At 54.8% G+C, this 15,626-nt stretch carries 9 protein-coding genes and 1 other annotated feature; of the genes, 5 read left to right on the top strand and 4 right to left on the bottom strand.

Annotated features, from left to right (window positions below):
- Positions 1–18: 18 nt before the first annotated feature.
- Complete coding sequence (locus tag B9T62_RS24330; protein WP_087917651.1) at positions 19–2,985, top strand: GH36-type glycosyl hydrolase domain-containing protein; 2,967 nt, start codon at positions 19–21, stop codon at positions 2,983–2,985.
- A gap of 56 nt (positions 2,986–3,041) precedes the next feature.
- Here the strand turns inward: B9T62_RS24330 and B9T62_RS24325 are convergent, their stop codons facing one another.
- Together B9T62_RS24325 and B9T62_RS24320 are read right to left on the bottom strand one after the other, a co-directional pair.
- On the bottom strand, positions 3,042–4,655 hold the full coding sequence (locus B9T62_RS24325) for a response regulator (RefSeq protein ID WP_087917650.1): 1,614 nt from the start codon (positions 4,653–4,655) through the stop codon (positions 3,042–3,044).
- The gene (locus B9T62_RS24320) at positions 4,633–6,363 is read right to left on the bottom strand and encodes a sensor histidine kinase (RefSeq protein ID WP_087917649.1); all 1,731 of its coding nucleotides are present in this window, start codon (positions 6,361–6,363) and stop codon (positions 4,633–4,635) included. The genes B9T62_RS24325 and B9T62_RS24320 overlap by 23 nt, the downstream gene beginning before the upstream one ends.
- Positions 6,364–6,486: 123 nt before the next feature.
- On the opposite strand from B9T62_RS24320, the gene B9T62_RS24315 reads away from it, so the two are divergent.
- Entirely contained in the window at positions 6,487–8,085 is a 1,599-nt protein-coding gene (locus B9T62_RS24315) for an extracellular solute-binding protein (protein ID WP_087917648.1), read from the top strand.
- 44 nt (positions 8,086–8,129) lie between these two features.
- Here B9T62_RS24315 and bglS read toward each other — a convergent pair whose 3' ends face one another.
- Positions 8,130–8,807: a beta-glucanase gene (gene bglS / locus B9T62_RS24310; RefSeq protein WP_245864666.1), complete on the bottom strand. Its 678-nt coding sequence runs from the start codon at positions 8,805–8,807 to the stop codon at positions 8,130–8,132.
- A 244-nt stretch (positions 8,808–9,051) separates the two neighbouring features.
- Between bglS and B9T62_RS24305 the strand changes: the two genes are divergently transcribed.
- Both B9T62_RS24305 and leuS read left to right on the top strand, forming a co-directional pair.
- Positions 9,052–10,119 (top strand): AI-2E family transporter, encoded by a 1,068-nt coding sequence (locus B9T62_RS24305; RefSeq protein ID WP_087917646.1) that lies wholly within the window; start codon positions 9,052–9,054, stop codon positions 10,117–10,119.
- Positions 10,120–10,195: 76 nt separating this feature from the next.
- Positions 10,196–10,419, top strand: a binding site (T-box leader).
- Positions 10,420–10,517: 98 nt separating this feature from the next.
- Entirely contained in the window at positions 10,518–12,968 is a 2,451-nt protein-coding gene (leuS, locus tag B9T62_RS24300; RefSeq protein WP_087917645.1) for a leucine--tRNA ligase, read from the top strand.
- Positions 12,969–13,678: 710 nt separating this feature from the next.
- On the opposite strand, the gene comER is transcribed toward leuS, so the two are convergent.
- Positions 13,679–14,530, bottom strand: coding sequence for a late competence protein ComER (gene comER / locus B9T62_RS24295; RefSeq protein ID WP_087917644.1), 852 nt, complete (start codon positions 14,528–14,530; stop codon positions 13,679–13,681).
- A 203-nt stretch (positions 14,531–14,733) separates the two neighbouring features.
- On the opposite strand from comER, the gene B9T62_RS40915 reads away from it, so the two are divergent.
- Positions 14,734–15,522 carry a ComEA family DNA-binding protein gene (locus B9T62_RS40915; protein WP_245864035.1) on the top strand — a complete coding sequence of 263 codons (789 nt, stop codon included), beginning with the start codon at positions 14,734–14,736 and terminating at the stop codon, positions 15,520–15,522.
- Positions 15,523–15,626: the final 104 nt, after the last annotated feature.

Genomic DNA, 15,626 nt, shown 5'->3' with positions numbered 1-15,626 from the left:
ATTAAGAGGAGGGTTCTTATGTTAACTTATTATACCGCCAGAGAACACGATGCTAATCCCGACGCCCGGCTCCGCGAGCTGTTTCAGGAGCTGATCTCACCTGAAGACAAGGTGGATGCGATCTATGCCGATGCGAAGCAGCTCGCGGTTATCGGCGTATCAGGCTTGTCCCGCAAGACTCCAGCTGTTCTGGAGCTGATGAAGCATCCGGAGACGGCTTCCGTTCTGCTGAGACTGGCTGCAAGCGGAGAATCTGTGCTGGTCCGGTTATCCGGCAGAGAGACTGTGCTGTACGTGTGCGGTGAACAGGTGCAGAAGGCCAGCCTGCCTGTGGGTGACGCCGGAGAAATTTGGGGCATTCTGGGTGCAGGCAATGTGAGTGCAGGTTGGCTGAATGAGCAGGGCGAGCATGTGATCGATCTGCTTGCCCCATCACCCGGTCCCCATTTCTATGTTAACTTGCTGCTGGGCAACCGGATCGGCTATGCGCATCCGCTGCAGACTACTCCCAAAAGCGTAGTGGACCGCTTCGGCGGAGGCAGCTTCCGCTCACACGCCGCCACACAAGTGTTGGCCTCACGCTGGGATATGCGCCAGGAGGAGAATGGATTCCCGGCCAACCGCCAGTTCTACCTGTTCGAGAACAACCGCCAGCTGTTCTATTCGGCTGAGCCGGAGGAGGCTGCCATTGTGTCAGCCGAATGCCGCCATTCGCAGAACCAGACCGTGATCACTTATGTCACTGCCTGCGGTCTGGAAATTATCCGGACGATCTTCATCCTGCCGCAGCAAGAGGGACTGCCGCTGGCCACCGAGGTGCAGCGGATAACAATCCGCAATACCGGAGCTGCAGCAAGATCCCTGCGCCTGGTGTATACCGGCATGTTCGGTTCTGCTGCTCCCGGCGCCCTGTTCGAGGATGTGCTCTACAGCAACGTTATTCTGCAAGGCGGGGTACTGCGGGACAAAAACGGCGCTTTGGCCGCCGTCAGCCCCGACTATTATCCGGAGAACGGCAGAAAAGACCTCAGATTTCATACCATGCTGCTGCATCAGGCTGGTGAAACCGGGTTCGCTACTGAATTCTGCGTCAACTACAATGAATTTGTCGGCAACGGAACGCTGCAGCGGCCGCAAGGCGCGCTGAAGCTAAGCAGCCGGCTGTACCGCAAGGGACCGGGATTCTTTGCCGTTGCCGCTCAGCTTGATATTGCCGCCGGGCAGACGGTACTGGCTGACCATTTCACCGGTCTTGTCTCTGACAAGGGCAATGCGCAGTGGGACGAGGAGGTATTGGCCAGAGAGGTAGGACAGTTGACCACCCGTTTCTCAGATCCCGCAGAGGTAGAGAAGGCGCTGGAGCAGAGCCAGGCATTTGTGCGTGAGTACAGCGGGTTCCTGCAGATCCATTCAGAGAATGAGGATTTCAATACCTATGTGAACCGTAATCTGCCGTTTCAGGTGCTGTACCAGTCCTTCGTGTCACGTTCGTTCTGTCAGACGCAGAAGGGCTACCGCGAAATTGGCTTCCGGGAGATACAGGATTTGTATGCCTCGATGTATTATTTTGTCGGCATGGGCCAGGGAGAGCTGGTACGCCAGCTGCTGAAGGAATGGACCGCCAATGTGTTCGAATTCGGCTTCGCCAATCACAATTTCTTCTGGGTAGGCAAGGAGCCAGGCAAGTGGTCGGATGATGCGCTCTGGCTGGTCCAGGCGGTGTACCGTTATGTGAATCTGACAGGAGATACAGGCTTCCTGGATGAAGAATGTACCATCGCCGGTAGTGTGCCTGAAGCAACAAGGTCGGTATATAAAACCCTGCAGGCGATTCTGGTCTATTCCGGCATGATCTCAGTAGGCAAGCACGGAATCCCGCTGCTGGATTATGCGGATTGGAACGACTGTCTGAAGCTGGATGATACCTGCATCAACGGGCCGGTGAAGGAGGAGCGTTACCGCAAGCAGCTGGAAAAGGGCGGCAGCTTCGGTGATCCGCTGGAGAGCGATTATTCAGAGAGTGTGATGAACGGCTTCCTGCTGAAGGTTGCCATGGACCAGCTGCTGGAGCTGGCAGAGCGCAAGGGCGATACGGTCTATGCCGGAGAGCTGGAGGAGCGGCGCAGTACCCTGCACAGCAATCTGCAGCAGCATGCCTGGAAGGGTGATTTCTTCGCCCGTGTATTGTTCAACCGCTACCCGAATGGCGAATATTCCTACCTGGGTGCAGGTGGCGACGGATTGTCCGCTGACCCGCTGACCGAAGGCTCTTACTTCCTCAACTCCTTCAGCTGGAGCATACTGGCAAACTGCGCTACAGAGCAGCAGATCACAACGATGCTGGATGTGATTGAACGTACGCTGAAGACTGCCTCCGGTCTGAAGCTGGTCACGCCGGCTGCGCTTGGCAAGGTGTCGTCTCACACTGCCTCAGATGAATATTTCCCTGGAGACCGTGAGAACGGCGGCGTGTTCAAGCACGCCTGCATGATGGCAACTACAGCGATGTTCAAGGCAGCAAGGAATGTTGAGGACACAGCGCTGGCTGCAAGACTTGGGCAGCTCGGTTATTGGCTGCTAGATATCACGCTGCCATACCGGACCCTGGAGGCGCCGTTCGAAATTTGCGGCAATCCCCGCTTCTGCACCCAATATAACAACAGCGAGACGGGGGAGAATATCGGTCCGATGCTGAGCGGAACCTCAACCTGGCTGACGTTGTCCTTGCTGGAAGCCCTGGGCATCGAGCACCGGGAAGGCGAAATAATGATCGATCCGATTCTGCGAGAAGAGGAGCAGGGGCTGGAATTCGTGCTTAGGCTTGCGGACAGCTCTTACCGGATAACTGTAAGCAAGCCTGAGGGCTTCCGGCGTTCCCGGAGCAGCCAGGCGAGCGTGAAGCTTAACGGAAGCCAGCTGTCTCAGCCTGTCATTCCATTGCAAGAGGAACCGGGGGTTCATGAGGTCGTTATTTCCTTCAGCTAACTGATGTTTGCCGTGCCAATCGTATCATAGGACAGCTTAACTGCAGGGACCGGGCCTTAATTAGCCCGGTCCCTGTATTCTTGCGGAGTCATATGACTGTATTCCTTGAACAGCTTGATGAAGTAATGGGCATTGGAATAGCCAAGCGCCGTGGAGATTTCGTATACCTTAAGGGGGGTATGGGTCAGTAGATAGGTAGCTTTCTCCATCTTGGCAGCACTGATATAGTCACTGAGGCGTTTTCCCGTTTCTGCCTTGTATATCTTGGAGAGGTAGACCGGATGCAGCTTCACTTCTTCTGCAATTGCATTCAGGGACACATAATGCAGATTGAGATCAATATACTCATGGATCTTCTGGATCAGCAGCGAACGGAAATCCTTGCGTTCACTGTCGAAATGCTCCCGCAGGAGCTGAAGCATCCGCAGTGCCCAGTCCAGCAGCTTGTCAGGGGTATGGAAGCTCCGGCTGTCCAGCAGTCCGTTCCCGGCGATCTCTCCCAGCATCCGGTTGTTCTTATGGGCGAAATAGTAGAAGGCGGTCTCCATGTACAGCTTCACTTCCTGAATATGCTCCTGTGAATGCTCATTGTCGGTCGCCAGCTCGGCATGAATCGTCCGCACCTTCAGTTCAATGCTCTCCCAGTTGCTGGACTCCAGCAGATGGAACAAGGTAGGCGGCTCGTACAGAGACTGAAGCACCGAAATCTGTGTCAGTCCCTCCTGATCGCCCACACTGAGGAAGATCCCTGTATCATGGCTGATATGCTGTCTGATCATGGACACTGCAGACTGATACAGGATGTACAGATTGAGCGGGAATGCTCCCCAGCCTGTGGTAACGACCGAGATTCCGCCGCCGATAACCGTGCCGACATTCTTCTGCAGCTGGTAAGCGGTTTGCAGCAGATGGCTGTGCAGCGTGCCCAGTTCTTCCGCCGAAGCTGCCTGCCGCGGCTGCAAGACGAGCACCAGATAGTCATGGACATCCTTGCAGGACCAGAGCGCGAACTGTTCCTGGAACAGCTCGCTTGCAATATTGACAATGGCATATTCGAACAGCATCATACTATTCAGGTCATGCTGCTGGAAATAATCCTCCAGGCGAACGATCACCAGAGCAACCGGCTGTTCCAGGTTGAAGTTCAGCTTGATTTTGTTCATCTTGGCCAGCAGCTGCGGGCCTGAGATCTTCCGACCCTGCAGAATATCGTTCAGCAGCCTGTCCTTCAGCAGGGGCAGATGCTCGTTGAACGTCTGCATCGTCCGCTGCAGGGAGGACCTGTCCTCCCAATCCTGGCGGATCTCCAGGAGAAGCTGCTCTATAACTTCAACCAGTGCCCCATTGGCGATGGGCTTCAGCAGATAGGCGCTGGCCTGCTGCTGGAGCGCTTTGGTAGCATATTCGAACTCGGCGTAGCCAGTCAGCAGCACCACCTTGACATGCTTCCACTCCTTGCGGATCTGTTCAATGAGCTGCAGCCCTGACATTTCCGGCATATTAATATCGGTGACGATGATATCTATCGGATGCTTGCGCATGATCTCCAGCGCTTCGAAGCCGGAATAGGCCTTATGGATATGCTCGAACTGCAGCTCTGCCCAGGAAATGGAGATCGATAAGTCATCTACGACATAAGGCTCGTCGTCAACCAGCAGGATTTGATGCATCGTGTTCCTCTTTCTTCTGAATATGCAGGGTAACCTGTAGCCCGCCCTGTTCAGATGCTGTAATCAATAGCGTAGATGCCTCGCCGAACTGATGCTTCAGCCGTTGCTGTACGTTCCAGAGTCCGCATCCGCCGTCGGCGCGCTCCGGTTCATGAATCTGCTGCCAGAGGCCGGTGATCTGGTCCGGGCTCATCCCGGCTCCATTATCCTCTACGGAGATCAGAAGCTCCATATCGCTCCGCGAAGCGGTAATGGCGATAAAGCCGAGTCCGATCTTGCGCTCAATGCCGTGTATAATGCTATTCTCGACCAGCGGCTGGATCAGCAGCCGGGGAATCTGCTCGTTCATCAGTTCGTCAGGAATCTCAATCTTATATTGAAGCCGTTGCTTCCTGAGATTCTGGATCGCCAAATAGTTCTCCAGCAGCTTGATTTCCTCGCTGATGGTAGTCATGGAGTGGTCCATCTTGGTGATATAACGGTAGTATTCACCAAGGTTAAGCGCCATGGCCTCAACCGACTCCGTATCCCCGATGCTTGCCTTGCTCTTCATGAAGAACAGGCAGTTATAGAGGAAATGGGGATTAATCTGGGATTGCAGCTGCTTCAGATGGGCATCCTTCGTGCGCAACTGCTCCAGATATACCTGCTCAATCAAGGCCTGCAGCTCGGCGGCCATATCGTTGAACTCCTGATGCAGCTGCGTGAATTCATTGTTGCTCTTAACCTGAATGCGGGTGGACCAGCGTCCGTCCTTCATCCGGTTCAGTGAACGCAGCAGCAGGCTGATCGGACGCTGAATCTGGCGGTACATGATCAGGGAGACCAGCAGGCTCATTGCCAGCAGTACGCCAGTGGCCACTGTGAAGGAATATTTGCTGCTCTGGATGGGCTGCAGAATCTGCTCCAAGGGTGAATAATGGACCACCATCCAGCCCAGGGTAGCCGAGGGAACAGCACTTACAAGGTAACTTTCGTCTGCCAGCTGGACTACAGCGGTGCCAGCCTGTGTATCCGGCAGGGGAACCAGATGGTCTGCCAGCTCCTGATCGGTATGCCGGGTATAGAGTATCCCGTGGTCGCGGTGGTACAGGAAGATATCTCCGCTATTCTCCGCCTGATAGGCTTCGAACATCTTCTCCATATTGGCTGCAGGGAAGCTGATCTCGGCGATCATCCGGGCTTGTCCGGGGCTAGTGATCCGGTTGGCCTCACTGAGCAGCAGCCGGAACCTTCCTGTACTGTCTCCGGACCCGGACGGAGGCTGATATTCCCAGCCAGCCGGCAAGGGGCGGGCGAGCAGACCGGTATCGAACGCCAGAGAAGAGTCGGGAGACAGGGTCTCGCCCCGCTGCACATGATAGAGCAGCAGCTGGTTCTCCCAACTGCTGGAGCCGGCCTGCAGCGACAGCTTCTCAAGTACGGTCAGGATCGTCTGATTGGGTTCTATCAGATGGCCAAGCTGCTGAATCTGTCCGTAATCACGGATGGTCGGATCACGCTGGAGAGCGTAGAGGCTCCCGGCCAGCTGATTGATATTGCTGTCGATCTGTGAGGTGAGAAACTCCAGATGGTTCAGGTCGGTGGTCTCGATCTGATGCGTAATAACCTGTACATCCTTGCGGTATGAGATCCCATACAGAGCGAGTGTAATTGTAATCAGTGTAAACAGAATAGCCACCATTTTGACAAACAGGTTAGCACGCATCGGGTAAGAATCATCCTCTTCTTCTTCAGCTGATAATAATAAAAACTATAGCATAGTTATAGTTTTTATTTGTGCTATACTTTTCAAAAACAACCGACATCATAGCGTTATCAGGAGGGTGTAATGCGGTTACGTGTACTGCTTGTCATGGTGCTGGTCATATGCGGAGGCTGCTCCTTCGGTAGAGACGGCAAGCTCCGGCAGAATCATATTTCCTCACAAGTTGAGGTTGGAACAGATAAGGGAGAGATATATTTTGACGAGAAGCAGGCAAAATATGTGCCGGCCGTCGAACTGTTTACCGTAGCTGCCGTTAATCCCGACCTGGCCTTCATGGAAGGAGAAGATCTGGAATACAATGTCCATACCCGCTGGGCGGAGGAACGGCTGGGCATTCGAATCCGGTACCTCTGGACATTGCCCGGATCTTCTGAGAACTTCGCCAATAAGCTGCGCCTGGAGCTGGCCAAAGGCAAGCTGCCGGATATTGTTACCACCCGCGACCGGGAGATTATTCAGGAACTAATTGATTCCGGGCAGTTCCGGGAGGTAGGATCGCTGTTCGAACAGTATGCATCCACCGTGTGGAAGCAGGCTATGAACGAACAACCCTCTGTCTGGGACTTCTATGAACGGGAGGGGGAGAAATACGCCATCCCGATTCTCGATTATGAATACAATTCTGATCCCTTGTTATGGATACGCACCGATTGGCTGAAGAAACTGGGTCTTCCGGTTCCCGCCACCATCGCCAAGCTGGAGCAGGTGATGGAAGCCTTCACCCGTAGCGACCCCGACGGGAACGGCAAGGCAGATACCTTCGGCCTGACACTTGGCTTCCGGAATGGCGCAAGCACCTGGATGGGAGACAGCAGCTGGATCTTCGGAGCCTTCGGCACCATACCTGAGCAGTGGAACCGGCAGCCGGATGGCTCGCTGGCCTACGGCTCCACCCAGCCAGGCGCCAAGCAAGGTCTGGCGCTGCTGAAGAAATGGGTGAAGGCCGGCTACGTGTCCGGCAACAGCTCATGGCTGGACGAGGAAGGGGCAGCCGCCCTGTTCACCTCGGGTAAGGCGGGAATCATCGCCGGGCCTTACTGGATGAGAGGCTGGCCGTTGTCTGTGCTGACGGACAACGAACCGGAAGCTTCGTTCCAGGCCATCGCCATCCCCTCCGGACCGGAGGGACATACCGGACGGAGGGGGACGCTTCCCGACAATGGTGCCATTCTGATCAACAAGAAGATGAAGCATCCGGAGATTTTTTTCAAATACCAGAATTACTTGTTCGACTATTACGCTACCGGGACAGGGGAGTTCGCCACTGGATTCGCCAAAGGGTACGATTGGGCAGAGGTGGACGGCAAGCCGGAATCGGACCCGACCCTTCTGCCGTTGGGAGGCGTGCGTGTCTCCTCTTACACTCTGACCTTCGACGGGGCCCGTATCCCTTCGCAGGTGGTGAAGGCAATCCCGGACGATATCCTGCCGGTCTTGTTCCAGCAGCAGGGAGCGTCCATGAAGGACCAGTTCACCGGACCGCCTACGCTAACCATGCGGACCAGCTGGGAGCTGCTGCATATGCTGGAGCAGAAGACGTTCCAAAAGATTATTTTTACAGACAGCCCTCTGAGTGAGTTCGATGCCTTTGTCGACCTGTGGTCCTCGTATGGAGGAGAACAGATTACGCGGGAAGTCCGCCAATGGAAACAGGCTGAGTAGAAGGAGCCGCAGGCTTAGTCATAGCTGCAGTCTTCATAACGCGCTCAGTTGCTGGTATACTTCACCCAGTCGTAATAAGCGTATAGCGGATTAGCGCCGTTATAGGAGCCCAGCCAGGAATCCACACCGGTGCCGTTCCACAGATTCATCATGATTTTGCCGGGATTGGTCGGAATATTGCTGGTTGCGGTATGCTTCAGCACCCCGTCCACGTACCATTTAATGGAGCCGGGCTGCCAGTCAAAAGCATACGTATGATATCCCTGGGAAGCGTCAAACCCGAGGTTCACCACCTTCTCATGGCCTCCTACCCCGTTCGTGAAGTAATTAAACTGCACCTTGGTGGTGTCTTTGCCTAGGAACTCGATATCGATTTCGTCCCAGGCGGTTCCTTCCGAAGGTCCGGTGTAGGTGAAGAATGCGGTGACCACCCCGATGTTCTTGACCGGCTTCATGTTGACCTCGTATTTCCCGTAGCCGTATTTGTTCGTCGAGCGGTACTCTGCCCCGTCGAATTGATTGTTGGATGGACTGGTTAAGGCCAGCCGCAGCTGCCCTGCACTGGTAAAGGTGGCATTGGCCGCCCGCCAGGTACAGTTGAACATGCCGCCGTTGGACCAGCCGTCCGCTTTTTGCCAGGTGCTTGCATTGAAATAAGTAAGAGGTTCATTAAACACGGTCGCTGCGGATGCCGTCGGTGCGGCAACAAGACAGCCTGCCATCACCAACGTCAAACAGCTCCTCCACAATCTGGCTCTTCGTGTCATGGATATTGTTCCCTCCTGAAAGCGTTTTAACTGCGCCTTAAGCTTACAAAATGCAGGGTGGGGCGTACATAACAAGTTATCAAGATGGATACCAAATAATGAAGCTGCCGGCTGTCCACAAAAATGCGGTTATTTTGCTCTGCCCATACATATACTTATTTACAAAGCCAGTCCATATGTACCGCAGGAGGTAAGCCGCATGGAGCAATGGTCTCAAAGTAAATGGTTCCGCTGGATGATCGGAGTGCTGCTCTCGCTGATCATTTTATATTTTGTATGGCTGCTCCGTCCGATGCTGCAGGGTGTGTTTCTGTTTCTAAAAGCAATTCTGGCCCCGTTCCTGGCCGCCATGATCATCTCGTATGTGCTTAATCCTGTAGTCAGCATGCTGGCCGGACGCAAGATGCCGCGCAGTGTTGCTGTGCTGCTGATATATGCCGTGTTCCTGACTTCGATTGCCGTGATCTTCATGAATCTGATTCCGATGTTTATTGAGCAGCTGGAGGAGCTGAATGAGCATCTGCCGGAGATGACGCTGCATGCCCAGGGGCTAATGCGCAATATGAATTCCAGGCTGATTCCGCCGGGGATTGAGACCGGGATGAACAATTGGTTTTTTCAGCTGGAGGACCGGCTGGCCGTCGGAATCTCACATTTTCTCGATAATATCGGCTCTACCATCAATGTGCTGTTTAATGCCTTTATCGTGCCTTTTCTTGTGTTCTATATCCTGAAGGATTTCGATGTGTTCGAACGTGCCGTCGTCTCCTGTCTGCCGCGCTCCCGGCGCAAATCGATTGTTACGCTGCTAAAAGATATCGACAACGCGCTGGGCAACTATATCCGCGGGCAGTTTCTGGTCTGCATCATCATCGGGGTGCTGGCCTATATCGGTTATGCCATTATCGGGATGCCGTATGCCTTGCTGTTCGCCAGTGTGGTGGCGGTCTTTAATATCGTGCCGTATATGGGGCCGTTCCTGGGAGCTGCCCCCGCCATCGTTATGGCCTCCACCATCTCGCTGCGGCTGGTGCTGCTGGTTGCTGTGGTGAACACGCTCTGTCAGATGCTGGAGAGCAATGTGATCTCCCCGCAGGTGGTGGGGCGCAAGCTGCATCTGCATCCGCTGCTCATTATCTTCGCGCTGCTGGTAGGCGGAGAGGTGGCGGGAATGATCGGGCTGATCCTGGCTGTGCCGTTTTTTGCCGCCTTTAAGGTCGTAATCCAGCACTTTATGGCGTATTACATCAAGCGAAAGCCCATCTAGCAGGCAAATTCATTGACTGGAGCCTGTACTATTGGTTATAATGTTGTGGAATATTGCGATATCTAATCGTGAATATAGTGGATCGATGATGAGGAGTAGTAGTTCGTGAGACCGTCATTGCAGAGAGCCGGCGCTAAGGTGCGAGTCGGTAGGGCGGACCGGAATGAACTCACCTTGGAGTAATGGCGTGAACCGCCATCGCCTCACCCCCGTTAAAGGGTGCAAAGTGAGTAGCATGATGAAGCATATCTGCTGCTAACTAGGGTGGTACCACGGGATCTATAACCTCTCGTCCCTAGCGATAATACGCTAGGGATGGGGGGTTTTTTAACGTAATTAAAGAGTGAACTGCTAAAACCTGCAATTCGTTGCAGCAACACCCCAAGGAGGAACACAAGATGAGCGACAATACAGTACACTCGAATCCCGGTACAGGCTACCGGGCCCAGACCATTGAGCCGAAATGGCAGAAATTCTGGGATGACCACAAGGTATTTAAGACAAGCGAGGAAGCAGGCAAGCCGAAGTTCTATGCGCTGGACATGTTTCCTTACCCATCAGGTGCAGGGCTGCATGTAGGCCATCCTGAAGGTTATACGGCCACGGATATTGTTTCCCGTTATAAACGGATGCGCGGCTACAACGTGCTGCACCCGATGGGCTGGGATGCGTTCGGACTTCCGGCTGAGCAATATGCGATGGACACCGGACAACATCCGCGTGAGATTACCTTCAAGAATATTGATAATTTCCGCCGCCAGATCAAGTCACTGGGCTTCTCCTACGACTGGGACCGCGAGATCAGCACGACCGATCCGGAGTATTACAAATGGACGCAATGGATCTTCATCCAGCTGTACAACCTTGGACTGGCTTATGTAGCAGAGGTATCGGTTAACTGGTGTGAAGCGCTGGGTACGGTGCTGGCGAACGAAGAGGTTATTGACGGCAAAAGCGAGCGCGGCGGCCACCCGGTGGTGCGACGTCCGATGCGCCAGTGGATTCTGAAGATTACGGAATACGCTGAACGCCTGCTTGAAGACCTGGAGGAGCTGGACTGGGAAGAGAGCATCAAGGATATGCAGCGCAACTGGATCGGCAAGTCTACCGGTGCGGAAGTAACCTTCGGGATTGAAGGTTCTACGGAGAGCCTGCAGGTATTCACCACCCGGCCGGACACCCTGTTCGGGGCCAGCTATTGCGTACTGGCGCCGGAGCATAAATTGGTCGAAGCCATTACTACCGAAGCCCAGCGGGCTGCGGTGGCGGAGTACCGTGACAAGGCTGCCCGCAAAAGCGATCTGGAGCGCACCGACCTGGCCAAGGAGAAATCCGGCGTGTTCACCGGTGCCTATGCGGTCAATCCGGTAAACGGCGCACAGGTGCCCATCTGGATCGCTGATTACGTGCTTGCCGGATACGGCACAGGCGCGATTATGGCGGTTCCGGGCCATGATGCCCGCGACTGGGAATTCGCCAAGCAATTCGGCCTGGAGATCATTGAAGTGGTGCAGGGCGGCAACATCGCGGAAGAGGCTTACTCCGGAGACGGGCCACATGTGAACTCTGACTTCCTGGACGGCCTGGAGAATACCGAAGCCATCGCCAAGATGATTGCCTGGCTGGAGGAGAAGGGAAGCGGCACAGGCAAGGTGACCTACCGCCTGCGCGACTGGCTGTTCAGCCGCCAGCGCTACTGGGGTGAGCCGATACCGATCCTGCATCTGGAGGACGGCACTATGAAGACTGTTCCGATCGACCAGCTGCCGCTGCTGCTGCCGGATGTGGACGCGATCAAACCTTCCGGCACCGGGGAATCCCCACTGGCCAACGTGACGGAATGGGTGGAGACGGTTGACCCGGAGACTGGCATGAAAGCGCGCCGCGAGACGAACACGATGCCGCAATGGGCCGGCAGCTGCTGGTATTACCTGCGGTATATCGATCCGCACAATGACCGCGAGCTGTGCTCTCCCGAGAAGCAGAAGGAATGGCTTCCGGTGGATCTGTACATAGGCGGTGCAGAGCATGCGGTGCTGCATCTGCTCTATGCCCGCTTCTGGCATAAGGTGCTGTATGATATCGGCGTAGTCGAAACGAAGGAGCCGTTCCACAAGCTGGTTAACCAGGGCATGATCCTCGGCAACAACAACGAGAAGATGAGCAAGTCGCGCGGCAATGTCATCAACCCGGATGAGATTGTGGAAGCTTACGGCGCGGATACGCTGCGTGTGTATGAGATGTTCATGGGGCCGCTGGAGGCAACCAAGCCTTGGAATGAAAAAGGGGTGGAGGGCATACACCGCTTCCTCTCCCGCGTATGGCGGCTGTTCGTGGGTGAAGACGGCGCGATCAGCGCCAAGATCACAGCGGACGGCGGCAGCGATGAGTTCAAACGTACCTGGCACAAGACGCTGAAGAAGGTCACCGAGGATTTCGAACACCTGCGTTTCAACACGGCGATCAGCCAGCTGATGATCTTCATCAACGATGCTTACAAGCAGGATACGTTGTCCCGCGAAGCCGCTGAGCAGTTCGTGCAGATGCTGTCGCCGCTGGCGCCGCATATTGCCGAGGAGCTGTGGCAGCTGCTGGGCCATGAAGGAAGCATCAGCTATGTAGCTTGGCCAACCTATGATGAGACTTGGACTGTGGATGCCGAAGTCGAAATCGTGGTGCAGGTGAACGGCAAGATCGTGCAGCGCGCCCTGATCCCGCAGGACATGGGCAAGGAGCAGATGGAAGCCCACGCGCTGGCGCTGCCGAATGTGAACACCGCTGTAGCCGGCAAAACCGTCCGCAAAATCATTGCCGTACCGGGCAAACTGGTGAATATTGTAGTGGGGTAACCGGCTGTAGCTGCGGGAACGCGGCGAATGGTGAGCGATGGGAAACGGCGGGAACGCTGTGAGTCGTGAATGATGGAAGAGCAGCGAGAACGCGGTGAATTGTGAACGATGGGAAACAGTGGGAACGCGGCAGGCCATGAATAATGGCAAGTGGCGGGAACGCTGAGTAAGTGAGAACGGAATAAATAGGTCAGCGGGAACGCGAAGAACGCACCCGCAGCAACGGAGCAATCCGTGCTGCGGGTGCTATTTTTTTGACGGCATGCTGATAGGGGTGGGACGGCTTGCGTGCGCGAGTCTGCCAGTGATTTTAGGTAGCCAATCTACAATACATTTGCTCAAATCATGCGATGGTGGTCAGTGAAGCTCGAAACGGATATCTCATTTAGTTGCGAATGTGCATCTAATTTACGGATTTTCTCCGTTTTGGAGGAAATAGATGCAAATAAGCATCTAATTTGGCATTCTGAGCGAAATATGCTTGGTTTACTCGAAATTAGTTGCGGATTCGCACTTATTCGACTGCCAACTTACGATCTGGCTGAATTTAGTTGCACTTTCGCATCTATTTACTCCGAACGTTCCAGGGTAACCCTCTAAATGCTCGCTGGGATCTAAGTAGTAACATAATTGTTAATAAATTGCTCCGAAAGTGAAGAAACCATCAGATTAGATGCAGTATCATACTTGACTAATTAGCAGTTATGCAGCTAGCGGTCCAGAGGAGACTGGACAATGCCGCCATGCCCGAACAAGGAATCCAGCCGCTCGACATCCTCGTCATATTTATCGTGGGTGGTGGTGATCAGCCGTTCGAATACGCCTTCGAGGCTGATGCGCAGATGGTTCAGCGCTTCAGCGGTAATGCCGCCGCGCACGGCTACCCGCTCCTGAAGCTCCTGCGGCGTGAAGTCGCCTTCGGTCAGCAGCTTGCCGGTTCCCAGCAGCATCTCACCGGCCAGCCGGCTGACCAGCTGCTCCTCAATTCCAGTGGCTTCAACAGCTGCTTCAATCCAGCGTTCAATGAAATAGCTTAGGAACGCAGGGCCGCAGCTGGAGAAGTCTGATGCGATCCGGGTATGCGTCTCGAGAATCTCTGCAGGTACTCCGATGAAGGACAGCAGTTGCAGCAGCGTGCGCCTGTCCTCCTTATTCATTCTGTTGCCGAAGATGCAGAGAGAGGTTCCGCTTTTGACTCGGTGTGTGATGCTGGGAATGACCTTGGCAATCTTGGACGGTAATACGGCCTCCAGGTGGCGCAGCTGCACCGGGCTGGTAATCGAAACCACAATCTGCTCGCGGCGCAGGCTGGCGGCAATCTCATCGGTCAAGGTCTTGAACTCCATCGGCTTCACACACAAGAACACAATATCGCTTCCGGCTGCCGTCTCTTTATTACTCCCGCAAATGGAGAGGCCGGGGTGGCGTTCGGCCAGCTGAAGCAGCTTGCCTGGGCTGCGGTTGCTGGCCAGCACATCACAAGGCGCAAGCGCACCGGAAGAAAGGAAGGCGTCGATCAGCAGGCTGCCCATACTGCCTGTTCCGATAAATCCTACTTTCATTCTAGGGTCCTCCTTTCTAGGGTTCATTTGATTGATCAAGCTTGTATCTCCCATGGAAGCGGGCCAAGCATGCAAGGTAGAAGGGCATAGCCGCTTCTGCCTCCATGAATTCTCTTCGTTAAGTGTATGCAAGACAGACTTGGACCCATGACAGGTTTAGTGAAAAAAAGTGGAAGAAGATTTCAGATTAGGAGGAATACAGAATGATTAAAACTTCAGTCTTGTATGGCATCGCTGCGGCGCTGATTGGCGGAGCTTTGATCTGGACGGCAGGCAGCGGCAGTGACAGCGGCATTTCGGGCTGGGAGACGGTGAACTCCGAGATGGAACAAATGGTTGGTCTTGCTCCTGCCGACGAGGGTGCAACAGATGAGGCGTATACGAAAAAGGCGGCAAACCAGGGTGAGGTTACGGGTGCCGCTGCTGGCCAGAAAGGCGGACCGGCAGGCGCAGGTACAGCTGGAAAGGACACCGCAGGTGGAGAAGTCATGGCGCAAGGTAGGCAGACCGGCGAGGCGGCGGGGCAGGCGGAAGCGGGCGTGAACGGAGGCGGCCAGGCAGGTGCGGGTGCTGTAGCGGGTCAGGTGTCATCGAACGGAGGTGGTCAGGCAGGTGCGGGTGCTGTAGCGGGTCAGGTGTCATCGAACGGAGGTGGTCAGGCAGGTGCGGGTGCTGTAGCGGGTCAGGTGTCATCGAACGGAGGCGGACCGGCAGGTGCGGATGTGGAGGCAGGTCAGGCGTCAACGAACGGAGGCGGTCAGGCAGCGACAGGTGCAGCAGGAGGTACGGCTGATCAGGCAGGTAAGGTGAATGTAAATACGGCAGGAACAGCCGAACTGATGGATCTGCCTGGCATCGGCGAGAAAAAAGCAGCCGCCATTATCGAATACCGTACCAGTAAGGGACCGTTCCGCAGCCTGTCTGATCTGGGCAAAGTCAAGGGCATTGGTACCAAGATGCTGGAGAAGCTAAAAGCTGAGGTAGTGTTCTGAGTGTGCTCCTGACCATCTGTGGCCGAATTTGAGCAAATAAGAGCCATAGAGTCCGCTGTCAATGTTAACCCGAACCGCAACCGTTGTCCTAGTGCAAAATTGTG

Source organism: Paenibacillus donghaensis (assembly GCF_002192415.1).
GTDB classification, from domain to species: Bacteria; Bacillota; Bacilli; order Paenibacillales; family Paenibacillaceae; genus Paenibacillus_AQ; species Paenibacillus_AQ donghaensis.
This window is presented reverse-complemented; position numbering and strand designations above follow the sequence as displayed.